The organism is Acinetobacter parvus DSM 16617 = CIP 108168, assembly GCF_000368025.1.
Classification (GTDB): domain Bacteria; phylum Pseudomonadota; class Gammaproteobacteria; order Pseudomonadales; family Moraxellaceae; genus Acinetobacter; species Acinetobacter parvus.
On sequence record NZ_KB849211.1, the window covers coordinates 89,674 to 113,348 of the forward strand.

Sequence of the window (23,675 nt, forward strand, 5' to 3'; positions counted from 1 at the left end):
TCTTTGACCAAGAGGGACTTTGATAGAAGACCCATTTTCATGATCAATACATCGCCTTTGTTAAACTACGTCACCAGCCTTCATGATATTCAAGCCATTAACCAATGGCGAACAGATGTAGAAAAGCAATTACAGCAAAGTTATGAAAATGGTGCTTCCATTCGTGATGTGATTAGTGCCCGATCTGATTCGATTGATGAGGCACTCATTTTTCTTTGGAATCATGCAGGCTTAGATCAAACCGAGTTGGGTTTATTTGCTGTTGGCGGTTATGGTCGCCATGAGATGCTCCCCTATTCCGATACCGACATCATGATTTTGTCAGAGGATGAAATCAGTGAAGAACAAGAAAAACTGATTTCCGCTTTTATTTCCTCACTTTGGGATGTCGGTAATTTTAAGCCAGGGACAAGCGTTCGCACTATTCAAAACTGCGTTGAACAAGCCAGTAATGACCTGACGGTTGCCACCACCCTGATTGAAGCGCGTCTAATCACAGGTAATGAACAGCTTGCCAAGTGGCCTCGCCGTATTGTGGCGCAAACCTGGACTGATAAAACGTTCTATGATGCGAAAATGGCTGAGCAAGCCAAGCGCTATGCCCAACATAACAACACTGAAAGCAATCTGGAACCCGACATTAAAAATGCGCCAGGCGGTATTCGTGACATCAACCAGATTGGCTGGATTGCAAAACGCCACTTCCGTGTCAACCGTATCTATGACCTTGTACATTTAGGTTTTATCACTGAATTTGAGCTTGCTGTACTTGAAGAAGCGGAAAGTTTTCTATGGGAAATCCGCACCCATTTACATCGCTTGGCAAAACGTGATGAAAACCGTTTATTGTTTGAATATCAACGTGATATTGCAGCAAAGTTTGGCTATGTCCGTGAAGAGGGTCAACACGTCAATTTTGCCGTTGAACAGTTCATGAAACGGTATTACCGCACTGCCCAACAGGTTTCTACCCTGAGTGAAATGCTGCTTGCCTATTTCAATGAGTCGGTGATTACCCCACGTTTGCCTGACTATGAACGCCAGATTGTAGAAATTAATGACCGCTTTAAAATTGTGGATGGCAAACTTGCCGTACAACACCATAAGGTTTTCTCTGAAGAACCGAGCGCGATTTTAGAATTATTCTATCTATTGGCAAACCGTCCTGAGATTACAGGTATTCGCGCCCGCACCTTGCGTCTGCTGGTCCTTGCAGCCAAGCGGATTGACCAGCGTTTCCGCGACAACCCAGAACATCAGGCGTTGTTTATGTCAATCATTCGCTCACCGCATCTCTACAATACGATGGTGGCGATGAAACGTTACGGCGTTTTGGGCAACTATATTCCTGCTTTCGGGCAGATTATGGGATTGATGCAATACGACCTGTTCCATATTTATACGGTTGATGCACATACCCTGTTATTGCTGCGTAATCTCAGCCGTTTTAAAGCGCCTGAATTTGCCAAGGATTTCCCTGTGGTCAGCTCAGTGTTCCAGCGTATTGCACGACATGACATTGTGTATATGGCGGCAATTTTCCATGACATCGCCAAAGGTCGTGGCGGTGACCATAGCGAACTTGGGGCAATTGATGCAATTAAGTTCTGCCGCACACATGGTTTTACCGAGCGCGAATGCAAACTGGTGGCCTGGCTGATTAACAACCATCTCCTGATGTCACTCACAGCCCAGAAAAAAGATATTTCCGATCCTGACGAAGTAAAGGAATTTGCTGAAAAAGTTGGTGACATGGAGCATCTGGATTATCTGTATACACTGACCGTTGCAGATATTAACGCAACCAATCCAAAACTCTGGAACACATGGCGCGCTTCTCTGATGCGCCAGCTCTATACCTATGCCCGTGACGTGATTCGCTCAGGTTTAGGTCGCCCTGTGGATTACCAGATGCTGATTGAGGACACCAAGTTTGCAGCCAGTGAATTACTGGTCAATGACTTCTCGCTCGCCGAAGTAGAAAAAGTCTGGCAAGAGCTGGGGGATGAATATTTTGTCAAGGAGTCTGCCAACGAGATTGCATGGCACACTCAGGCGATTCTACAGCACGGCGATAATCCAGAGCCCTTGGTTTTATTACGCGCACATCGTAATGCCGCAGATGATGCGGTTCAAATCTTTATTTATACCCGTGACCAGCCTAACCTGTTCGCAACCACTGTGGCGGTGCTGGACCGTATGAACCTTGATGTTCAGGATGCCAGAATTATCACCGCAAGCACTGCATTTAGTCTGGATACTTACTTGGTGCTGGACCGTTTTGGCACATTGCTCACCGATCCTGATCGGGAACGTAAGGTTAAAGCGGCTCTGGTTGATGCTCTCAGTCATTCAGACCAATATCCAGGTATTATGCAACGCCGTATTCCGCGCCACCTCCGTCACTTTGATGTGCAGAATACGGTTGATATTGTGCTAAATCCAGCCTTACAGCAACACATGGTTGAAATCTCGACACTGGATCAACCTGGCTTACTGGCACGAATTGGTGCCCTGTTTATGCTGCAAGGTCTGGACATTCACTCTGCTAAAATTGCAACATTGGGTGAACGTGCCGAGGATATTTTCTTTGTCACCAAGAAAAATGGCGTATTGCTTACAGATGAAGAAGTCAAGGCCTTTGCGGAAACACTAAAATCCGCTTTGGATGAAGTGTCAAATCAGGTTCTTAACCCATCGTAATTCCAATTTTCATCAATACATTGGGCGTATGCAATACGCCCCTACAGTTTGGTAATTGTTTCAATGAACTCAAGTTTATCTTTATTGCATCCTTATCCTTTTGAAAAGTTAAACCAGCTTTTTAAAGGGCTACAACCTGCCGATTTACCGTTGATTCCACTGTCAATTGGTGAACCTAAACACCCCGCACCTGAGTTCGTTAAACAAGCGATTATTGATAATTTTGGGCATTTATCAACCTACCCCAACAGTAAAGGCTTGCCTGAGCTGCGCCAAAGTATTGCACAATGGCTGAACAATCGTTTCAAGCTGAACCAAATCAGTGCGGAAGATCATATTTTGTCTGTTTCTGGAACACGGGAAGGTATCTTTTCTTTTGTGCAAGCCTTAATTAAACGTGAAGATGCACCGTATATCGTGATGCCAAATCCGTTCTATCAAATTTATGAAGGTGCTGCATTATTGGCAGGTGCAAAACCTTATTTTATCAACTGCACTGAAGAAAATGGCTATCTCGGCGACTTTGATGCCGTTCCTGCGGAAGTATGGGAAAAAACGGCGTTATTATTTGTGTGTACCCCAGGTAATCCAACAGGTACAGTACTGTCAAAAGAACAGTTTAAAAAACTGATTGCACTTTCTGACCAATATGGTTTTGTGATTGCATCTGATGAATGTTATTCAGAACTTTGGTTTGATCAGGCACCGATTGGGCTATTGGAAGTTTGTGCTGAATTGGGACGTGATGACTATAAAAACTGTATCGTGTTCCACTCATTGTCTAAACGTTCAAACTTGCCAGGAATGCGCTCAGGTTTTGTTGCTGGTGATGCGGCATTGTTAAAGCCTTACTTGCAATATCGCACCTACCACGGCGCGGCAATGCCTGTACAGCATCAACTGGCTTCGATTGCAGCGTGGAATGATGAAACGCATGTCGAAGAAAATCGCCAGCAATACCGTACCAAATTTGATTTATTCCAGTCTGAATTGGGTCATTTACTGCCATTACAAAAACCAGATGCAGGTTTTTATTACTGGCTTAAAGTCGATAATGATGAAGCTTTTGCCAAAATGTTGATGGAAAAAACGCATATCAAGGTATTGCCAGGTCGTTATCTATCCCGTGATACTGAACAGGGTAATCCAGGTGAAAACCATGTGCGGATGGCGCTTGTCGCTGATTTAGCACAGTGCGAAGAAGTCGTGAAGCGGTTGAAAGCGATTTTATAAATAAAATCCCCAAAGTTCATTTGATATTTTGGGGAATTTTATCATCCGACCCAGTTTTTCTAAGAATAGTCTTGATATTACCATACTGAATCGCAGTATATACTCCATAGTTTATAAATCAAACGCCTTGAGCCAGCATTAGAATTTTGCATTTCCCATATCAAAGATAAGATACGGATTCAAAACCAATATTCATCTTTATGTTATAACTATGGCTTGAAATCTTCGTCTATACTTAACCATCAATTTAAATTGACTATGGAAAGATGACTTCTCAAACTCCCCAGAAAACAAAGAAAAAAGTTTGGTTCATTTTGGCAATCGTGATTGTATTGTTGCTTGTCGCATTCCTGCTGTGGAAGTCAGGCAGCTCAAACAAAACCGCTGCGACAGAAAAACCAGACAATGCAGAAACAACCGAACAAAAAGCTGCCTTAACGGTGACGGTCGTTCAACCTGAACAGCAAAACTGGAAACAGACATTCACCGCAAATGGCAATATCGCAGCATGGCAAGAAGTGGTGATTGGCAGTGAATTGTCTGGTCAGCGTCTTACTCGCGTCAATGTCAATGTCGGTGATGAGGTTAAACGTGGACAGGTTTTGGCAGAGATTAACAGCGATACCATCCGTGCCGATTTGGCAGCGGCCAAAGCCAGCTATGCCGAAGCACAGGCTGTATTGGCTGATGCCGTGACCAACAATAAACGAATTCAGCAGCTCAGAAATACAGGTGCAATCTCGGCCCAGGAATTAACCCAATACCAAACTTCCCAAGCCACTGCCCAAGCAAGACTGGATGCCTCCAGAGCACAGATTGAAAGCAATCAACTACGTTTGGCACAAACTCAGGTGATCTCACCTGACAATGGGGTGATTTCAGCCCGTACCGCAACTGTCGGTTCTTTGGCTCAGACTGGACAGGAACTGTTCCGCCTGATTCGGGATCACCGTCTGGAATGGCGTGCGGAAGTTACCACTTCGGATTTGTATAAACTCAAGCAAGGGATGAATGCGCGTATTTTTTCGCCTGACCCTGCCCAGCCTGCCATTACAGGCAAGGTTCGGATAATTGCCCCTGTGATTGATCCACAAACCCGTTATGGCTTGGTTTATGTTGACTTGCCAGCCACTCAGGCGTTTCGGATGGGCATGTTTGTAAAAGGTTAATTTGATTTAGGTGAAAAACCAGCACTCACTATTCCACAAACTGCCTTGTTGCTACGCGATGGCTTTGCCTATGTATTTATTGTGGGGAAAAACAATCGTGTAGCACAGCAAAAAGTGACTGTTGGGCGACGTTTGGCTGATCGTGTTGAGATTCTGGACTTGCCTGCAAATGTAAAACTGGTTGCGTCTGGTACAGGTTTCCTCACCGATGGTGATTTAGTGACTGTCGCAAAAGACATTCCTGATACGCCATTGACTAAACAACTTGTGACCACACAGGGGAATTAAAATGAATTTCTCTGCCTGGTCAATCCGTAATCCTATTCCAGCCATTTTATTATTTATTATGCTGGGATTGACGGGTTTAATGTGTTTTAAATGGATGAAAATCCAGCAATTTCCAGATATTGAATTGCCAATGGTGACTGTGACCGCAGCCCTGCCAGGTGCTGCGCCACCACAACTGGAAACTGAAGTTGCTCGTAAAATTGAAAACTCGATTGCCACCCTGCAAGGTTTAAGAAATCAATATACCAATATTCAGGATGGCGTTGTCACGGTTACAGCCGAGTTCCAACTGGAAAAACCACTGCAAGAGGCGGTAGATGACGTTCGTAACGCGGTTTCCCAGGTGCGTTCAGACTTGCCTGCCGATTTACGTGACCCAATTGTCAGTAAAATCAACCTTTCAGGCTCACCCATTCTAACTTATACCATCCAGTCGCCGAAAATGGATGAGGAGGCTCTGTCATGGTTTGTGGACTATGATATTGCCCGCGCCATGCTACAAGTTAAGGGTGTGGGTGCAGTCGCCCGTGTGGGCGGTGTTACCCGTCAGGTTGAGGTTGAACTTGACCCTGAAAAATTACTGGCACTGAATGCAACTGCAACGGATATTACCCGACAATTGCGTTTGATCCAGCAAGATGCATCTGGCGGTCAAACCAAGATTGGCGGCAGTGAACAGTCCATTCGCACCATTGCAACGGTAAAAACAGCCGAAGAAATTGGGGCAATAGATATTGCACTCAGTGATGGCCGCCATATACGTCTTGATCAGGTTGCGACCATTCATGATGGTATTGCCGAACGCCGTTCTGCTGCATTGCTGAATGGACAGCCTGTGATTGGCTTTGAAATTACCCGTAGTAAGGGTGCCAGTGAGGTTGATGTTGAAAAGGGTGTGGTCGAAGCATTGGATAAACTCAAGGCTGCACATCCAGACATTAAAATCACCGAAGCATTTAACTTTGTTAAGCCCGTTGCTGACAACTATAAAGGTTCGATGTCACTGCTTTACGAGGGTGCCATTTTAGCTATTTTAGTGGTGTGGCTATTCCTACGTGACTGGCGTGCGACCATCATTGCCGCAACTGCCCTGCCCCTGTCAATTTTACCAGCCCTGATTGGGATGTACTTTTTTGGTTTCACCCTCAATACTGTTACTCTTTTAGCAATGTCGCTGGTGGTCGGGATTCTGGTCGATGATGCAATTGTTTAGATTGAGAATATCATTCGACATCTCAGGATGGGTAAAACACCCTATGAAGCGGCAATGGAAGCTGCCGATGAAATTGGGCTTGCCGTGATTGCCACCACATTTACCCTGATTGCAGTATTTTTACCGACCGCCTTTATGAGTGGTATTGCAGGTAAATTCTTTGTGCAGTTTGGCTGGACAGCAGCATTGGCCATTTTTGCCTCCTTGCTCGTAGCACGTTTGCTTACCCCAATGATGTCTGCCTATATCCTTAAACCCTGGGTCGGCAAAGTTGAACCTCATGAAGATACTGACCAACCTGCCAATGATCAAGGTACAGCGGCTTTAGCGAAAGACCGTGCCAAAGATGGCAAAGTCATGCGTAGCTATATGCGTCTGGTGACGTGGTGTTTAAACCATCGCTGGATCACGCTGTTTGGGGCAATCGCCTTTTTTATTGGTTCAGTTATGCTGATTCCACTATTACCAACTGGATTTGTACCACCACCAGACACTGGACAAACGCAGGTACGTCTGGAATTGACCCCAGGTTCACAATTTGCCGATACCTTAAAAACGGCAGAATATGCACGAAGCCTAATTAAGGATCATCCTGAAATTAAAAGCATCTATACCACCATTGGTGGAGGCGCTGCAGGAAGTGACCCCTTTGCTGGTGGTGCATCTAGTGAACCTCGTAAAGCGACTCTGACTATTCAAACCACTGAACGTACTGAACGCAGTGCCAGTCTGCAAGACATTGAAGACCAGATTCGTCAACGTTTAGCACCCTTGCCAGGTGCCAGAATTCAGGTCGGTCTGGCGGGCAATAACAGCCAATATCAACTGGCACTTTCAGGCGATGACCCTGAAGCCTTGATGTCAACAGCCCGCGCACTGGAACGTGAATTACGCACCATTCCGAATATTGGCAGTATTACTTCAAGTGCGGCACTGATTCGTCCTGAACTGGTGATTCGCCCTGATTTTGCCAAAGCCGCAGATTTGGGTGTGACCACTTACGATATTGCCGAGACTTTACGTATCGCAACTGCAGGTGACTTTGACCAAAATCTGGCAAAACTCAACCTTTCACAGCGTCAGGTGCCTGTGGTGATTAAATTGCCTCTTGCCGCCCGTCAGGATCAGGAACTGATTAAACGCCTCATGATCAAGGGTAGTCATGGTCCTGTCATGCTGGGGACGATTGCCGATGTGAATATTGAAAGTGGACCATCACAGATTGACCGCTTCAACCGTCTTCGTAATATCAACTTTAATATTGAACTCAACAACCAGCCTTTGGGTGATATTGCAGCGAAAGTTGATCAATTACCAACCATGAAGAATCTACCACCGACAGTAAAACGTACCAATATCGGTGATGCTGAAGTGATGCAGGAATTATTCTCAAGCTTTGGCTTGGCCATGCTGACGGGTGTACTGTGTATTTATGTGGTGTTGGTGCTTTTATTTAAGGACTTTTTACAACCGATCACCATCTTGGTTGCATTACCGCTGTCTTTGGGTGGCGCTTTCGTGCTGTTACTTTTGGCAAAAAGTAGCTTTTCAATGCCAAGCTTAATCGGTTTAATCATGCTCATGGGAATCGCAAGTAAAAACTCAATTCTCTTGGTGGATTACGCCATTATTGCGCGTAAAGAGCGAGACTATTCGCGTTTCAATGCCTTGCTTGATGCCTGCCATAAACGTGCCCGCCCTATTATCATGACCACATTGGCAATGGGTGCTGGGATGTTACCGATTGCATTAGGTATTGGAACTGATCCAAGCTTCCGCGCACCAATGGCACTTTCAGTGATTGGTGGATTGATCACCAGCACTTTCTTGTCATTATTAGTGATTCCTGTGGTTTACACCTTTATTGATGATATTAATCGTAAGCTTCATGGGTTGAGGAAATCTAAAACCGTTGAATAAAAACATCCATAAAAAATGGGCGGTTAATAAACCGCCCATTTTTTTTATTGTCTCTTATTTGCTTGCTAATGCTTTCTCAATATCTGCTTCGAAAGCCTCGGGCTTGGTAGTCGGCGCGTAACGTCCTAAAACCTCACCATTACGTCCCACGAGAAATTTGGTGAAATTCCATTTAATGTTCTGGCTTCCCAAAATGCCTTTCGCCTCTCGGGTTAAAAAACGAAAAATGGCATGTGCTTCAGGTCCTTTTACATCAACTTTGGCAAACATTGGAAAATTAACCCCATAGTTACGTTGGCAGAACGCCCCTATTTCTTTATTTGTTCCTGGATCCTGCCCACCAAACTGGTTACATGGAAACCCCAAAATTTCCAGACCCTGTGGTTTATATTTTTCATATAGTTTTTCAAGTCCTGCAAACTGTGGGGTAAAAGCACACTTGCTTGCAGTGTTTACAATCAGCATGACCTTACCTTTATAGTCGGCGAGCGCCTTTATATCTCCCTCTAACAATTCAGCTTCAAACTGATAAATGTTACTCATGGATATGTTTCCTCGTCGTTCTTTTCTTGTGTTTTAAGTTGTAGTGATGCCGAATTAACGCAATAGCGCAATCCTGTCGGCTGCGGACCATCCTCAAATACATGCCCCAAATGTGCGTCACAGTCATGGCAGACAATTTCCGTTCTGACCATACCATGCGACAAATCTTCGTGTTCTTCTATTGCAGTGCTGTCAAGCGGTCTAAAAAAGCTCGGCCAGCCACACCCACTGTCATATTTGGTGTCCGAAGAAAATAGTTCCGCACCACAGCAACGGCACACGTAGATTCCATGTTGCTTAGTGTTCCAGTATTGTCCAGTGAAAGCAGGCTCTGTGCCTTTTTGGCGGGTAATCCGATATTCTTCTGGTGACAGTTCTCTTTGCCATTCTCGGTCAGTTTTATTGACTTTTCCCATGACCTGCTCCTTTTGTTCTATATTTTAAAAGTATTTGGTGATCAGTTTTTATATTTACGCCATTCACAACAAAAACTCTAGTCTATTGCTGCAAAATTTATAAAAAATTAAACATTTACCGCACAAATAGCAAATAGAAAGCAAATTATATTTTATAGTGAGCATTTTATTTATAACTTCATCTTCCAAGTAAGCAAATATGATGCTATGCTGATGCCACACCGCTGTCTGTTGTACAGGACAAAAAATGTCGCAAAAGAAAAGTGTGGTTTTCCAAAACCTATTGCCAACCATCAGACAATATCAACAATCGGGTTTTACCCATGAAAAAATTGTTGAATTACTGAGAGATCAGCATGATCTTGATCTGGTTACCATTGAAACCTTTAAAAGTTATTTATACCGATATGCAAAAGTGAATCCAGCTATGTCTAAAAATACTGCTATTCCCAACTCAACTCAAACCACTAGAGAAATCAGGAAATCCTCTAAGCTTGAGCATGTTTGTTACGACATTCGTGGACCAGTATTACGCGCCGCCAATGAAATGGAAGAGCAAGGACATAAAATCATCAAGCTAAATATCGGCAACCCCGCACCTTTTGGTTTTGAAGCCCCACAAGAGATTATTAACGACGTTGCCTTAAACCTGCCAAATGCGATTGGCTACACTGATTCTAAAGGCATTTTCCCTGCCCGTAAGGCAATTTGCCAGTATTACCAGCAGAAAGGCATTTTTGATATGCATGTCAATGATGTCTATGTCGGCAATGGTGTGTCTGAACTGATCGTGATGGCAATGCAAGGGTTGCTGGATGACGGCGATGAAATGCTGGTGCCAATGCCTGACTACCCATTGTGGACAGCCGCAGTCAACCTTTCAGGGGGTACGGCAGTTCACTATAAATGTGATGAAGAGAACTACTGGTATCCTGACATTGCCGATATGGAAAGCAAGATCACGCCCAATACGCGTGGAATTGTGGTGATTAATCCAAATAACCCGACAGGTTCGGTCTACCCTCGCCATGTGTTAGAACAAATTGTCGCATTGGCGAAAAAACATGACTTGATTTTATTTGCTGATGAAATCTACGATAAAATCGTTTATGACGGTATTGAACATGTGGCTGTTGCTGCTCTTTCTGGTGATCAGCTCTGTTTATCTTTTAACGGTTTATCAAAGGCATATCGTATTGCAGGTTATCGTGCTGGATGGATGGCGATTACAGGGGACAAGGCGCGTGCGGCAGACTATATCGAGGGTCTGGACATGCTGGCTTCCATGCGCCTGTGTGCCAACCATCAGGCGCAATATGCCATTCAAACTGCGTTAGGTGGTTATCAATCCATTAATGATTTGATTCGCCCTGGTGGGCGTTTATATGAACAACGCAATATTGCATGGGAAATGTTGAATGAAATTCCTGGTGTCAGTTGTGTTAAACCTGATGGTGCCATGTACTGCTTCCCTAAACTTGACCCAGAAATTTATCCAGTTGAAGATGACGAAAAATTCATGCTGGATTTATTAAAGGCTGAAAAAGTTTTACTGGTTCAGGGTACGGGCTTTAACTGGCCAACGCCTGACCATTTCCGTGTGGTATTTTTACCTGCGGAAAATGAGTTACGTGAGGCAATTAACCGTTTAGGCCGTTTCCTCGCTAAAATACGTTAAGACCATATTCAATCCCCCTTTAGTACGTAAGGGGGATTTTTATATTTAATAGGGACGGCAGAGTAAAACTTCAATTTTTATTCTGCCGCTATATTTTTAATGCTTTATGAGATTTAATTTATGGTTAAAATATAGTCAGCATAGTTTTTAAAACACCACCTTTTATTTAACTGTTGCCGTTAATTTAATCTGGCCTGCATTGGAAACCATGTCCATTTTTTCAATGCTCACCCCCATCTGGGATAGCTGCATTAAAAAGTTGGCAAGTACAGAATAATTCTGATGTTCCGCAACAATTTGGATCTGTTCTCCATTTTGCTGCGAAGAAACTGCCAACCCTTGCTGCTGTGCTGTACGCTGGATTTTATCCGCCGAGGAAAGGGCAAGGTCATTGGCAGGTTTCATGGTTGCAGCATTACTCTGCATCCAGACCATTAAATCCTTAAGCTCATTTAAACGCTTTTGTTGCTGGTTTGCCAAAGCATGCATTTTCCACAAAGCGGAACCAACAATCACAACGATTAAAAAAACAGTTGTAAAAACCACCATCACGCGCTCACGCACTGACAGGCTCTGTAAATATTGATTCAGCGCCTCAGCTTTCTGATCAAGACTATTTTGTAATTGTGTGAACGCTTTCATTATTTTACTTTGACCATCCCAATCGCACCGACACTATCCGCTTGTACATTTCCAAGTTCCGCCTGAAAACCCTGCTGATTCAACTGCTGTGCCAACGCCTGCAAGTCATTTGCTGATTTTGCCTTTAACGACATTGCCAATGTTGAAGCATCATAACTGACTTGTTGGGCAACAATCTGTTTCTGCATCAATATTGGCCCTACCCGACTCAACAATGACAATGCCTGCGTATCTCCAAGCTGGCTCATGCGCAACTGGCTTTCAAACTGGCTTTTAATGTTCTGCTCAGTCACACGGGTATTTTCGCCAAACCAATGCTTATACTGATCGATCGCCTGTAAAGCAGTTTGATCCGCCAGCTTTCTCAACTTTGACCAGCGCAAGGCATCATAACCCAGCTGCACCAGAATCACGGCCAATAAAACGGCTGCCGAGGCTTTCCAGTAGCCTGACCATTGTACATCGGCATTTTTTGCCTTTGGCAACACATTAAATGGATGTTGCTTCGGTCTTGGAAACTGCTCAAACTGGTAGCTAAACTCAGTACGTTGATCTTTATCAGATGCTGTTGCCAAAACATCCAGTTGGATTGCACTGAGATTGGCAAATTTATATTGCGTTTCTGATGACTGAAATTCCAGAAATAACCCTAAATCATCAATCGAGTTACCTGACCAGACATTTTCCCTCACCAGTAAATGGTCATACAGATTCACCAGTACCACTTCATTTTGTGCTGGCTCAGGCAGAATCAGAAAATCAGGCAAGAAAGCGACAATCTGGATCGGTAAAAGGCTTAGGGCATGCTGCCAAGTTTCAATGGTAAATTGCGCAACACCTAAAATATTGAGTTGATCATGCTGAAAATGATGCACCACTTTCATCTGGTCAATTGGCAAGGTCACAAACTCTTCTAACAGATATTTAATGCCTTCTTGCCCCAATTGCTTGTAATGCGCCTTTGTCATAGGCTGCTGCAACATTTGAGCATTGCGGCTTGGAAAATAGACCACCGCCTCTTTTCCACTATGCGCTTGCAAATCCTGAATGAGTTGTTCAAGACTGTTTGCCTGCAACCAGTTTTCCCCAGCCGACCAATACCATGTTCCATTGGTTTCGGGCATCCATAAATACAGCATCGGTGTTCAGTATCCTTATCCTGTTGAGGATAGATAAAATTTATATTGTTGGTGTAAAACGGTTCTTTTGCGTTGATAAACCATTCGCAATCACTGCCTGATCATAAATACGTGCTTCGGCCAATGCAAATGGATTAAAACTTTCATGGGTCAATTGTTCCGCAATATGTGCTACTACATTCATGTGGCACACCACCGCAATCGACTCGTATGGAAGTTTCGATAACCATTCTATGGCATCTTTGGCGTTATCATCGGGTTTAATTTTATCGCAGATTAAAACAGGAATCCCCTGAAAATGTGCCTTGATATGTTGCAGTGTTTCCTGAGCACGTAACAATGGGCTGACAATAAAAATTTCAGGCTGAATCACATCTTTGAGAAAATCTCCTGTTTGCTCAGCCTGTTGATGCCCACGCATTGTGAGTGGACGCTGCATATCATTTCCATTCACTGCTGGAGACGCTTCACCGTGACGAACTAAAGTGAGTTGCATAATCATTCTCTAATTTTTTTCATTCAAGCATAACAACATTGGATGACAGTTTTCTGATTAAACTTCATGATGAGGTAAAACAAATTCCACATCACTACGATGGCCATTTTTCATTAACGATAAGGCAATGGTCATTGGCGGTGCATTTTCAAAAATCACTTCATATAAGGCATTGGTGATTGGCATATACACATCCAGTTCCTGTGCCTTGGTACGCACCTGCACAATGGTGTTGATACCCTCGGCGGTTTGTCCCAGTTCTTTAGTCGCCTGATCCAGTGTTTTACCTGAACCCAGGGCAAAACCGATCTGATAGTTACGGCTTAATGGACTATTACAGGTCGCAAATAAATCACCCACACCTGACAAACCTAGGAAAGTTAAAGGATTTGCACCCTGCTTGACTGCAAAACGACTCATTTCCGCCAAAGCACGGGTTAAGATCATACTTTTGGTATTTTCACCAATGTTATAGGCAGCGCCCATCCCCATTGCCACCGCATAGATATTTTTTAACGCACCACCCAGTTCCACACCATGTACATCATCACTGCCAAATACACGGAACAATGCACTATGCAAGGCGTGTTGCACTGCATAGCGAACCAGTTCAGATTCACTGGCAATCACTGTACCCGATGGCATACCTGCCATAATTTCTTTTGCAAGATTTGGCCCCGATAGAACCCCATAAGGCACTTCAGGTAATTCTGTACGGATAATATCACTCATAAAGCTAAAGGTTTTGGCTTCAATGCCTTTGGTCAGTGAAACCACTGCCTGCGCACTAATAAACGGCGCGATTTTCTTCAACACATCGCGGAAAGAATGACTTGGAATTGCCACCAAAATAATGTCACGGTCACGTATCGCCAACTCCAGATCAGAAACCGCACGCAGACCTGTTTCCAGTGTGTAATCAGGCAAATAGCGCTTGTTGATATGCGTTTGATTGATTTCCTCAGCAACAATCGCATCACGAATCCAGATCATGGTGTCGCAGCCATTACGCACAGCCAGATTCGCCATTGCTGTACCAAAACTCCCCCCACCCAGCACGGTAATTCTTAATGCTGTTTTCTGGTCTACAGCTACGGGTTCAACCAAATCGCTAAACTTCAACTCTGTCATTTTTTATCCTGAAACAAATTTCTAATCATTCACAAATAAGATTTAAGTAGCCTGCCATACTTTTAAAAAGTCCTGACTCTCTATTTCTGCACGAGGTGCAATCGTTTTGGCGGCTGTTCCAATATAAATAATACCAGAAATCAAATCTTGCTCTTTTAAGCCGAATTGTTGCTTAAGCCAATTAGATTCTACAACTGCACCAGAACGCCACATACTCGCAAAACCTTGTGCTTGTAATGAGAGTAAGAAGTTTTGAACAGCAGCACCCGTACTTAAAATTTGCTCGAAGTGCGGAACCTTTGGGTGATCTTGGATCGTGGTTAAGGCTAAAACAAGTAAAGGCGCGCGAAATGGATGATGCTTCACTCTTTCCAATTGTGCTGGCTCAGTCTCACCCAAATCGGCCAAAGCCTGTGCCAGATGCTCACCAAAAGCGGCACGCTGTTCAGGCGTCACAACCACAAAACGTGTTGGTTTTAAACGATGATGATCGGGCGCCGTGAGTGCGGCCTGCACCGCCTTTTCAAGTTGTTGTGTATTCGGCGCTGGTTCAATGAGTTGTCCAATCGATTGACGTTGATGAATATTATGATGAATGATTTCTATTTTTGAGTCCGTCATTGAAATAAATCTAACTAACACAAGGATTGCGCTAGATTAGCATAATCTGAATGATTTCCACCACGTCCAATCCCTGCTTAATCATTAATTTGAGAAATTTAACAGAGCATCAGCACAAACTGTACATAACCTGCAAAAGCATTCAAAAATTCTATGTTCAAATAATACAATTCTGTCGTAACTTGAGAACAAGCAATGAAAAAAAACTTTATTATGACTTTACTTGGCGGTTTGGCACTTGGATTAACCGCATGTGCATCCACCCCAACCAATACCCTCGCGATTCAAAAAGAAAACAACCAATATGAAGTTACAGGAATTGGCAAAACCAGCCTGATTGCCAAAAACAATGCAGTCAGTGCAGCACAGAAAACCTGTACTCGCAATACCTCGCCTATCGTGGTAGATGAAAAAACCGCATATCAGGGGGTTTTAAAAGGTGTGGTGGATGAGCAAACAGGAAAAATGGTTGAGGCTGCCGCAGGGGTCATTGGTACACTGACTGGTAAGAATGCTTCGCTGGCAAAAGATGATGACTATCAAACCACCTTGACATTCTACTGCAAAACCAATGGATAAATATAAAAAAGCCGATGTTTAAACATCGGCTTTTTTATATTTTCGTCACTTATTGAACTTCGCTCACAGCCACTTCTGAAGCTGCACCCTGTTCCGTAACATCAGTATTGTTTTCATCTAAATTCGGTTTATCAATGGCATCAATCGCAGCCTGTTGTTCTGGACTGATCTGTGTGACTGAAGTTGTCTGCTCTTGCGGTTCAGCGTTTTTCGCTTCTTCTTTCTTTGCACATGCAGTCAACATGATTGGGGCAATGATTAAAGCGGCAAGGGTTAATTTAAATTTCATCACGGCTTTCCACAGTTAATGGTTGAAGTTGTGACAAGCATATTTCAGATATATGACATTTTTATGACCAAAATACCCGCCAAAAACAAAAGAGCCGATTTTCATCGACTCTTCTTTTTAAAACATACTTATAAATCAAAGGTTAAATCCTGATTATGCACGCTCAAGCAAAACTGCAACTGCTGGAAGCGTTTTACCCTCAACAAACTCAAGGAAAGCACCACCACCTGTTGAGATATAACCAATTTGATCAGCCACAGCATACTTATCAATTGCTGCAAGCGTATCACCGCCACCCGCAATTGAGAAACCAGCAGATTCAGCAATTGCCAATGAAAGTGTCTTAGTCCCTTCACCAAATTGATCAACTTCAAATACGCCTACTGGACCATTCCAAAGAATCGTTTTTGATGTTTTTAAGATTTCTGCAAAAGCTTGTGCAGTTTCAGGACCGACATCTAAAATCATGTCAGTATCTGCAACATCTTCTACTTTCTTAACAACTGCTTGAGCATTTGCTAAAGAACCCAAGAAGTCATTGAAGTCGATTTGAGTTGCATCAGCAACAACGACATCAGTTGGTAATGGAACACTTACTTTTGCAGCAATTTGTTTTGCAGTGTCGACCAAATCAGCTTCGTAAAGTGATTTACCGACATTGAATCCAGCAGCAGCCAGGAATGTATTGGCAATACCACCACCGACAATCAATTGATCACAAATCGTAGAAAGTGAATTTAATACATCAAGTTTTGTTGATACTTTAGAACCTGCAACAATTGCTACCATTGGTTTTTCAGGTGTTTGCATTGCTCGACCTAGCGCATCTAATTCAGCGGCTAATAACGGACCAGCAGCAGCAACTTTTGCAAAACGTGCTACACCTTCTGTTGACGCTTCTGCACGATGAGCAGTACCAAATGCATCCATAACAAATACATCACAAAGTGCTGCATATTTTTGTGCAAGCTCTTCTTTATTTTTCTTTTCGCCATGATTGAAACGTACATTTTCAAGTAATACCACTTGACCCGCTTCAACTTCCACACCATCTAAGTAATCAGTAAATAATTTTACTTCTTGTCCTAAAGCTTTTGTTAAATACGCTGCTACAGGTGCAAGAGATTGTTCTGGTTTTGGCTCACCCTCTACAGGACGACCAAGATGAGAAAATACCATTACCGCAGCGCCTTTATCTAATGCAGCTTTGATTGTTGGTAATGCAGCACGTAAACGTGCATCGCTGGTAATTTCCCCATTTTTTACAGGAACGTTTAAGTCTTCACGAATAAGAACACGTTTACCTGCTAAATCAAGGTCAGTCATGCGCTGAAAATTCATGGATGGCTCTCTAAGTGATTTTAAAAACGGCGTAATTTTAAATGATTCTTAAAAATAAAGGTGAGTTTTTTTGCAGAAAAGCTGTCTAAAATTTCACTTTTGATTATCATAATCATCGTTATTAAATCTTTGTATTCTTATGTCTATTCATCCTGATCCAAAAATTAATCGTCTAAATGTTCTTGGTGAACCTTTATCTAGTTGTTGCTTTGACCCGATCACGGGCTATTTTCGTAATGGTTTTTGCCATACGGCGGTCACGGACTTAGGTCAGCACACCATGTGCGCGCAAATGACTTCAGATTTCTTAAATTTCTCACAAAAAGTTGGCAATGATTTAATTACGCCTTTACCTGAAGTAGGTTTCCCTGGATTAAAACCAGGTGATTTTTGGTGTATTTGCGTCACACGTTGGGTTGAAGCCTACGAAGCAGGTCATGCCCCACCAATTAAATTGAATGCTTGCCATAATGCTGTTTTGCATTATGTGCCACTGAATATTCTCGTTGAATATGCAGTCTAATGAATCAGTTTGAATTGATTTTGGCATCGAGCAGCCAAACCCGTAAAGACTTGATGGATCGTTTACGATTGAACTATCGCTGTATTTCACCTGATATTGATGAATCTGCAATGGGCGAATTACATGCCGATGATTTAGCCAAGCGTCTTGCTTTTCAGAAAGCACGAGTTATTGCTGAACTGAATCCAAATGCGATTATCATTGGTTCTGATCAAGTCGCTTGGCGTGAACACGCGCCGTATGACTTTATTGGTAAACCTTTGAGTGTTGAAAATGCGATTCAGCAGTTACAAGAAAACTCAGGGAAAATCGTGTTTTTTAGCACCGCTCTCAGTGTTCAGCATTTACGATCAGGGTTTGAAAGAACTCTGGTTGAGCATTATCAAGTGAAATTTCGCCAACTGACGCTTGCTGAAATTGAGCGTTATATCGAGATTGATCAACCTTTACATTGCGCAGGTAGTTTTAAGTGTGAAAGCTTAGGGATTAGCTTATTTGAGAAAATGGTGGGTGATGATCAAACTACGTTGATGGGCTTACCGATGATTCAGCTTTGTAAAATTTTACGCCAGTTTGGGATAAATGTTCCTTGATCTCTATTATTAGCTCTTTGGTTGCCAAATTTAATATTTTTATACTTCTAAAGAAAAAACCAACTTTACGCTTTTAAGAGTCCGTTCACGGTGCAATTTTCTCTTATTTGATTATACTATCGTAACAAAATATTTATTTTATAAATTAAACACTTAAAACTAAAAATATGATTGACCACTTCATATTTCGATTGCTATAACTTACTCACTTTCTCCTCATCAGGACTCACCGTGACTGATCTCTATTATGAAATGCAGGCTTTAACATGGCGAGCAAAACCACCCATTCAACAAGATGCAATCTTGATTGGAAATAAAGTAATTCAGCATGATGGCTTGATCAGCAAATGCTATCTTTATCAAAAAGATGATGATTGGTGTGCTGCTGTTTCAGATGGTGTCAGCAGTAGTCCGAAAGCGGAACAGGCATCAAAATGCGTTTTAAACAGTGTTTTACAACAAACCCAAACTCAGCAACGGATTCATTTAAAACAAGTTCAAGATGATTTAAGCCAGTATTTAGCAGGCAACTCAAAGACTTATGCTTCTAGTGCCACTTTGGCAGTCGTTACACCCTCTAGCCCATTTGGATTTGTCAATATTCAGCATTTAGGTGATAGTCGAGTCTACTTATTTAGCAGCCATAATCAATACTGGTATGCCCTGACCCAAGACCATAATTTCATTACAGAAATGCAGCAAAATGGTGAAGCAGAAATTAAAGCAAATGAACAATATGCCAGTTTCTATTACATGCTGAATCATTGTTTTTGTGCAGATTCTTTACATGAAGTTCCCGAATTTTCTCCCAAAGAAGAATATTTGGTTGTAGGAGATGCTCTCTTGATTTGTAGCGATGGTGTGCATGATGTGTTGGAATGCAATCACTGGAAGCCTTTAATGCCTGAAACTCCATTAAAAACATGGTTATTAAATATGAAAACTGCCCTCCATCAAAATCATTCTTTTGATAATGTTAGTATGATTTTGATTCGTCTCACACAGGAAAACCAACATGCAGGATAATAAAGAGTTATTACAACAGGCAATACTATTTGCTCAAGAAGTCGAACACATTTCTGTTTCAAGCTTACAAAGAAAATTTTTAATCGGTTATCAACAGGCGAATAAGTTACTCGAGTGTTTGATTGAAAATAAAATTTGTGGAGCAGAATTAACTGTTAGTTTGGATTATAAAATCAATAGATAATTGCTCTCTTATACGACATTCACAAGGAAAAAATATGTCCGACCACCAAAATGTTTCAGTATTGACTATTCAATCATTGTTTCAGTCAGATCAAAGTATTCGTATTCCCTCTTATCAACGAGCATATAGTTGGGAAAGCAAAAAACAGTGTGTTCAATTTCTTGAAGACTTACTCGAACAACAAGGTAAACAATATTACCTTGGTCAATTCTTATTTGAAAAAGATGATCACACTTTATTTATTATTGATGGTCAGCAGCGTTTAACAACAACTGTTTTATTTTTTGCTGCACTTGCATCTGTGAAAATGCAACGCCAACAAGACATTCAACATCTAAAAAATGCTTATTTAAATAATGTCTTTCAGACGATTACGGAAGATCAAGATGTATTTGAACGAATTACACAACAAAATATTATTGATGACATTCTATATGTTGAAACACATTCACAAAAACGACTGATTCTAGCATTTAATTTTTTCGAAGAAAAATTACAAAATTTTGATCTAGATCAACTTAATATACTGCAATCTGCTTTAGAACAAGCGGTGATTAGCCAATTCCATATTACAAGTAAAGCTCAAGCGACCCAAGTTTTTGAATATCAAAATAATCGAGGAAAAGATCTTTCTCAATTTGAAATTATTAAAGCTTATTTAATGCATCAGATTTATATTCATAGTGACAATGATCAACAAGCAAACCAAGATATTAAAGAAATTGAGCAATGTGTCACTAGCATCTATCGTTATTTTGAGCGTGTTGATGGTTATTTTTCCGAAAAAGAACTTTTAGAAAATTTTTATCATTTATTTTATACGATTACATCAGATATTCATGCCGATATAAAAATCAAATTAACTCAATTTATTTATCAACAGGAAAAAACTCAATGGATTTTACAATTTTTTGAAAATTTTGAAAAGATTACACGCTGTGCCAATGCAATTGTTAAACAAGTGAATGAACCTGCACTACAAAATTTATTTTTAGTTGGTAATACTGCAAATTGGAAAATTGTATTGCTTGCACTTTTCCAAAATGGTCAGAGCCAACATCCTCAATTTAAAAATCTATTAAAATTAATGGAAGTTTTATGCTTTAAACTTAAATTAGGAGATTATCGTACTGATCGTTTACCAGTTTTTGCAAAAGAATATTTAAGTTCAAAAAACTTTGATTTACTTTATGAGAATATTAAATTTGCAACAAATAAAGGATTTAAATGGTATTGGGAAGACAAATTCATTAATCTTGTTGAAGATTATACGACAAAAAAACATTTTTACGATAGCAAAACCATAAAATTTATCTTATGGCAATATGAAAATATGCTAAGAGAAAAGAATCGTTCGGGTATTCTATTGAATAAAAATTTATTTAATGACTATACGATTGAACATATTTGTCCACAAAATCCAGAAGATACACCTCATAGTGAAGAATTTGAAAAAAATTATCTCCATCTTGCGGGTAATTTAGCCTTATTAACAAAAAGTCAAAATAGTCAATTTAGTAATAAATCCTTTGCAATAAAGCAGGATCTATTTAAATTGACGACTTTAACTAGTTATAGTGAAATCCATAGTCAAAATCAATGGGCAGAAGATGAGATTAACAGTCGTCATCAAAAAATCATGCAATTTACTCAACAATATTTTGATATTTCAGCATTATAACAACTAAAATCATGGGGGAATGACTTACTATTCTCCCCAATTATTTTTTGAGTAAATCAATATTTTAAAACCACCCTTTCTTTCCCTGTAAAACCGCATCAGCACAACGCAAGGTTTCTTGGCTCAAACCCCACAGACGATAATCCCCTGTTGCGGAGGTCACGTTAAAATTATGGATATAAGCAAAACTCAATTCACGGTCAGGATCACACCACGCACCTGAACCATTAAAACCCATATGACCAAAGCCATGTGGTGAACGCTTACCCATCGTTAAAATACGGTGATAACCCAAACGCCAATGCATTGGAATTGGCATCACCCGATCACGTGCTTTGCTTTGTACTGTACTCAGTTGCTTAAATACTTCTGGACGAATCAATTGTTGACCATTCCACTGCCCTTGATTAGCAAGCATGGCATAAACTTTAGCCAGACTATCTGCGGTAAAGACTCCATTTGCCGCTGGAATGACGGCTTGTAAACCAGCATCGCTATAAAAGCTAAAATTACGCATGCCTTTTGGAATCATGGCATCTTGGAAATCTTGGGAGCTTTGCCCAGAAAGTTCTAGTAATTTTTCTGATAATGATACTTTACGTGGTTGATCAGTTTTTTTAACTTGTGGCTCTGGTGCAGATGGTTTTTTAGGTTTTTCCAGCAAACGAGCAACCCGATCCAGCTCAGAAGCAGGCACGCCAAAATAAGCACCATTCAACTCAAGTGGTTGCACCAAATAACGTTGCATTAACCAACTTAAAGGCTGTTTCGCCGCTTTTTCAATGACCCCACCTATGAGCCAACCATAAGTCAGCGGTTGATAAGCAAGACTTTGTCCTGCTGCAAAACGTGGAGCAGCAGCCGCCATTAGCTCTAACATATGCGACCAATCCAACATTTCTGTTGCTGTCTCAATCGTATTGCGAATATCAAATAAACCACTTTGATGCGATAAAACATGACGTAATGTAATATTGGCTTTACCATTTTGGGAAAACTCAGGCCAATAATGTGCAATAGGCTGATCATAATCCAGTAAGCCTTCACTTACTAAAATATGTGCAAGCGTTGCTAAAATTCCTTTGCCTGTCGAATAACACATTGCCAAAGTATCAGATTGCCAATCTTGTTCTTGAGATTTTTTACCAGTAAAAATATCAACAACTTTCTGACCTTGGAAATATACCACCAATGCAGCGCCACCTTGATGGCTTCTCGCATCTTGCAAACGACTGAATTGGGTTGCTAAGTCAATAAAACGATGATCAACCTTGCCATGATAGTTATGCGTATCGGCAAATAAAATCTCTTTAATCAATGCACATATCCTTATGACATTTATATTTTTTAGAACAACCCTCTTGCGAACAAAAGGGCTGACTCAACAATACTATTCAGTATTAAAGTGCTTTCACTGTTCCCGCAAGATGTGGCTTTTTAGATTTAACGTTACGAATCAAGAAGTCAGTTTGTTTTGATTCGGCAGCTGTTAAAAACTCAACAGTTGATGGTAAATACATCGGCAATTTAAACCAAACATCTGCTTCATAAGCAGCGGGTAACTCAATACTCGCCAAAGCTTTTGCCTTACTCCACATGCCATGAGCAATCGCTTGTTTAAAACCAAATGCTTTAGCTGTGACTGCATGAATATGAATCAAGTTAAAATCACCTGAAATCAATGCATAGCGGCGACCAATATTCTCAGAAATATTCCATTCAGCTTTTGGTTGATATGCAGGCTCTTTAGATTCTTTCGATTTTTCAGAAGCTTTTTTCTCAGTTTTTTGACGTGATAAATAAGTCGTCAAACTTTCCATCACCACTTCACCACCCACTTTGGCAGTTGTAATGAAATCGAATTGTAAGCCTTTATCATGTGGCTGAAGTTCGCCAAATTTACATGACAACGTAATTTGCTCATTTACAGCGATCTTACGTGTTTGCTTGATTTGGTTACGAATATGCACCAATCCTAAAATCGCAAATGGAAATGCTTCACTTGTCATCATGTGCATTTGCAGACTTTGCGACAGTACTGCTAGATAAATTGCTGGTACAAAACCATCATTTTTAAAACCACAAATTTCGTTATAGCTTTCTAAATGTTTTGCATCAATATTAAGCGTATCTACCACATATTCAACTTTTGGTAATACTTTTTCGCCTTTTGGCTTTTTAAAAATTAAACCTTGAATAACTTTTGGATAAGCTAAGTAAGGCTTTGGCAATTGACTAAAATGGCGTGTATTCATAATGAACCTTTC

The 23,675-nt window shown here is 41.3% G+C and carries 20 protein-coding genes and 2 pseudogenes; 11 read left to right on the forward strand and 11 right to left on the reverse strand.

Features of this window, described 5'->3' with window-relative positions; all coding sequences use genetic code 11:
• The first annotated feature begins 39 nt into the window (after positions 1–39).
• From glnD to F988_RS02550, 4 genes and pseudogenes are all read left to right on the forward strand, one after another.
• Entirely contained in the window at positions 40–2,703 is a 2,664-nt protein-coding gene (glnD, locus tag F988_RS02530) for a [protein-PII] uridylyltransferase (protein ID WP_004680884.1), read from the forward strand.
• A gap of 63 nt (positions 2,704–2,766) precedes the next feature.
• The gene (dapC, locus tag F988_RS02535; RefSeq protein ID WP_004680885.1) at positions 2,767–3,936 is read left to right on the forward strand and encodes a succinyldiaminopimelate transaminase; all 1,170 of its coding nucleotides are present in this window, start codon (positions 2,767–2,769) and stop codon (positions 3,934–3,936) included.
• A 266-nt stretch (positions 3,937–4,202) separates the two neighbouring features.
• Positions 4,203–5,393: pseudogene (locus F988_RS02540) on the forward strand (efflux RND transporter periplasmic adaptor subunit).
• Position 5,394: 1 nt separating this feature from the next.
• A pseudogene (locus F988_RS02550) lies at positions 5,395–8,526 on the forward strand (efflux RND transporter permease subunit).
• Between the two features lie 54 nt (positions 8,527–8,580).
• Here F988_RS02550 and F988_RS02555 read toward each other — a convergent pair.
• Both F988_RS02555 and msrB read right to left on the reverse strand, forming a co-directional pair.
• Positions 8,581–9,069 carry a glutathione peroxidase gene (locus F988_RS02555; protein WP_004680890.1) on the reverse strand — a complete coding sequence of 163 codons (489 nt, stop codon included), beginning with the start codon at positions 9,067–9,069 and terminating at the stop codon, positions 8,581–8,583.
• Positions 9,066–9,485: a peptide-methionine (R)-S-oxide reductase MsrB gene (gene msrB / locus F988_RS02560; RefSeq protein ID WP_004677726.1), complete on the reverse strand. Its 420-nt coding sequence runs from the start codon at positions 9,483–9,485 to the stop codon at positions 9,066–9,068. Before msrB ends, F988_RS02555 begins: the two co-directional genes overlap by 4 nt.
• A gap of 247 nt (positions 9,486–9,732) precedes the next feature.
• Between msrB and F988_RS02565 the strand changes: the two genes are divergently transcribed.
• On the forward strand, positions 9,733–11,163 hold the full coding sequence (locus F988_RS02565) for a pyridoxal phosphate-dependent aminotransferase (protein WP_004680891.1): 1,431 nt from the start codon (positions 9,733–9,735) through the stop codon (positions 11,161–11,163).
• Positions 11,164–11,325: 162 nt separating this feature from the next.
• Here the strand turns inward: F988_RS02565 and gspM are convergent, their stop codons facing one another.
• Genes gspM through F988_RS02590 form a run of 5 tightly spaced genes read right to left on the reverse strand, consistent with a single transcriptional unit; the run spans position 11,326 to position 15,192 of the window.
• Complete coding sequence (gene gspM, locus F988_RS02570; protein WP_004677730.1) at positions 11,326–11,805, reverse strand: type II secretion system protein GspM; 480 nt, start codon at positions 11,803–11,805, stop codon at positions 11,326–11,328.
• Positions 11,805–12,944, reverse strand: a complete 1,140-nt coding sequence (gene gspL, locus F988_RS02575; RefSeq protein WP_004680892.1) for a type II secretion system protein GspL — start codon at positions 12,942–12,944, stop codon at positions 11,805–11,807. Before gspL ends, gspM begins: the two co-directional genes overlap by 1 nt.
• A 40-nt stretch (positions 12,945–12,984) precedes the next feature.
• On the reverse strand, positions 12,985–13,440 hold the full coding sequence (gene sixA, locus F988_RS02580; protein WP_004680893.1) for a phosphohistidine phosphatase SixA: 456 nt from the start codon (positions 13,438–13,440) through the stop codon (positions 12,985–12,987).
• 57 nt (positions 13,441–13,497) lie between these two features.
• On the reverse strand, positions 13,498–14,571 hold the full coding sequence (locus F988_RS02585; protein WP_004677736.1) for an NAD(P)H-dependent glycerol-3-phosphate dehydrogenase: 1,074 nt from the start codon (positions 14,569–14,571) through the stop codon (positions 13,498–13,500).
• 42 nt (positions 14,572–14,613) lie between these two features.
• Positions 14,614–15,192 carry a nitroreductase family protein gene (locus tag F988_RS02590; protein WP_004680894.1) on the reverse strand — a complete coding sequence of 193 codons (579 nt, stop codon included), beginning with the start codon at positions 15,190–15,192 and terminating at the stop codon, positions 14,614–14,616.
• Positions 15,193–15,387: 195 nt separating this feature from the next.
• Between F988_RS02590 and F988_RS02595 the strand changes: the two genes are divergently transcribed.
• Positions 15,388–15,771, forward strand: a complete 384-nt coding sequence (locus F988_RS02595) for a hypothetical protein (protein ID WP_004680895.1) — start codon at positions 15,388–15,390, stop codon at positions 15,769–15,771.
• Positions 15,772–15,820: 49 nt separating this feature from the next.
• Here F988_RS02595 and F988_RS02600 read toward each other — a convergent pair whose 3' ends face one another.
• Together F988_RS02600 and F988_RS02605 are read right to left on the reverse strand one after the other, a co-directional pair.
• The gene (locus F988_RS02600) at positions 15,821–16,060 is read right to left on the reverse strand and encodes a hypothetical protein (RefSeq protein WP_004680896.1); all 240 of its coding nucleotides are present in this window, start codon (positions 16,058–16,060) and stop codon (positions 15,821–15,823) included.
• A gap of 153 nt (positions 16,061–16,213) precedes the next feature.
• Entirely contained in the window at positions 16,214–17,401 is a 1,188-nt protein-coding gene (locus F988_RS02605; protein ID WP_004680897.1) for a phosphoglycerate kinase, read from the reverse strand.
• A gap of 139 nt (positions 17,402–17,540) precedes the next feature.
• On the opposite strand from F988_RS02605, the gene F988_RS02610 reads away from it, so the two are divergent.
• The 5 genes from F988_RS02610 to F988_RS02630 all read left to right on the forward strand — a co-directional run bounded on the left by F988_RS02610 (position 17,541) and on the right by F988_RS02630 (position 21,408).
• Positions 17,541–17,924, forward strand: coding sequence for a DUF2237 family protein (locus tag F988_RS02610; RefSeq protein WP_004680899.1), 384 nt, complete (start codon positions 17,541–17,543; stop codon positions 17,922–17,924).
• Complete coding sequence (locus F988_RS02615) at positions 17,924–18,517, forward strand: Maf family protein (RefSeq protein WP_004680901.1); 594 nt, start codon at positions 17,924–17,926, stop codon at positions 18,515–18,517. The genes F988_RS02610 and F988_RS02615 overlap by 1 nt, the downstream gene beginning before the upstream one ends.
• A gap of 231 nt (positions 18,518–18,748) precedes the next feature.
• Positions 18,749–19,543 carry a PP2C family protein-serine/threonine phosphatase gene (locus F988_RS02620; protein WP_004680902.1) on the forward strand — a complete coding sequence of 265 codons (795 nt, stop codon included), beginning with the start codon at positions 18,749–18,751 and terminating at the stop codon, positions 19,541–19,543.
• Entirely contained in the window at positions 19,533–19,727 is a 195-nt protein-coding gene (locus F988_RS02625; protein ID WP_004680903.1) for a DNA translocase FtsK, read from the forward strand. Before F988_RS02620 ends, F988_RS02625 begins: the two co-directional genes overlap by 11 nt.
• Before the next feature lie 34 nt (positions 19,728–19,761).
• Complete coding sequence (locus F988_RS02630; protein ID WP_004680904.1) at positions 19,762–21,408, forward strand: DUF262 domain-containing protein; 1,647 nt, start codon at positions 19,762–19,764, stop codon at positions 21,406–21,408.
• Positions 21,409–21,472: 64 nt separating this feature from the next.
• Here the strand turns inward: F988_RS02630 and F988_RS02635 are convergent, their stop codons facing one another.
• Both F988_RS02635 and F988_RS02640 read right to left on the reverse strand, forming a co-directional pair.
• Positions 21,473–22,726, reverse strand: a complete 1,254-nt coding sequence (locus F988_RS02635; protein WP_004680905.1) for a serine hydrolase domain-containing protein — start codon at positions 22,724–22,726, stop codon at positions 21,473–21,475.
• 82 nt (positions 22,727–22,808) lie between these two features.
• Complete coding sequence (locus F988_RS02640; protein WP_004680906.1) at positions 22,809–23,663, reverse strand: MaoC family dehydratase; 855 nt, start codon at positions 23,661–23,663, stop codon at positions 22,809–22,811.
• Positions 23,664–23,675 lie beyond the last annotated feature (12 nt).

Coding starts and splice junctions, on each gene's coding strand:
- glnD (WP_004680884.1), top strand. CDS start 40: ATGATCAATACATCGCCTTTGTTAAACTACGTCACCAGCCTTCATGAT.
- dapC (WP_004680885.1), top strand. CDS start 2,767: ATGAACTCAAGTTTATCTTTATTGCATCCTTATCCTTTTGAAAAGTTA.
- F988_RS02555 (WP_004680890.1), bottom strand. CDS start 9,069: ATGAGTAACATTTATCAGTTTGAAGCTGAATTGTTAGAGGGAGATATA.
- msrB (WP_004677726.1), bottom strand. CDS start 9,485: ATGGGAAAAGTCAATAAAACTGACCGAGAATGGCAAAGAGAACTGTCA.
- F988_RS02565 (WP_004680891.1), top strand. CDS start 9,733: ATGTCGCAAAAGAAAAGTGTGGTTTTCCAAAACCTATTGCCAACCATC.
- gspM (WP_004677730.1), bottom strand. CDS start 11,805: ATGAAAGCGTTCACACAATTACAAAATAGTCTTGATCAGAAAGCTGAG.
- gspL (WP_004680892.1), bottom strand. CDS start 12,944: ATGCTGTATTTATGGATGCCCGAAACCAATGGAACATGGTATTGGTCG.
- sixA (WP_004680893.1), bottom strand. CDS start 13,440: ATGCAACTCACTTTAGTTCGTCACGGTGAAGCGTCTCCAGCAGTGAAT.
- F988_RS02585 (WP_004677736.1), bottom strand. CDS start 14,571: ATGACAGAGTTGAAGTTTAGCGATTTGGTTGAACCCGTAGCTGTAGAC.
- F988_RS02590 (WP_004680894.1), bottom strand. CDS start 15,192: ATGACGGACTCAAAAATAGAAATCATTCATCATAATATTCATCAACGT.
- F988_RS02595 (WP_004680895.1), top strand. CDS start 15,388: ATGAAAAAAAACTTTATTATGACTTTACTTGGCGGTTTGGCACTTGGA.
- F988_RS02600 (WP_004680896.1), bottom strand. CDS start 16,060: ATGAAATTTAAATTAACCCTTGCCGCTTTAATCATTGCCCCAATCATG.
- F988_RS02605 (WP_004680897.1), bottom strand. CDS start 17,401: ATGAATTTTCAGCGCATGACTGACCTTGATTTAGCAGGTAAACGTGTT.
- F988_RS02610 (WP_004680899.1), top strand. CDS start 17,541: ATGTCTATTCATCCTGATCCAAAAATTAATCGTCTAAATGTTCTTGGT.
- F988_RS02615 (WP_004680901.1), top strand. CDS start 17,924: ATGAATCAGTTTGAATTGATTTTGGCATCGAGCAGCCAAACCCGTAAA.
- F988_RS02625 (WP_004680903.1), top strand. CDS start 19,533: ATGCAGGATAATAAAGAGTTATTACAACAGGCAATACTATTTGCTCAA.
- F988_RS02630 (WP_004680904.1), top strand. CDS start 19,762: ATGTCCGACCACCAAAATGTTTCAGTATTGACTATTCAATCATTGTTT.
- F988_RS02640 (WP_004680906.1), bottom strand. CDS start 23,663: ATGAATACACGCCATTTTAGTCAATTGCCAAAGCCTTACTTAGCTTAT.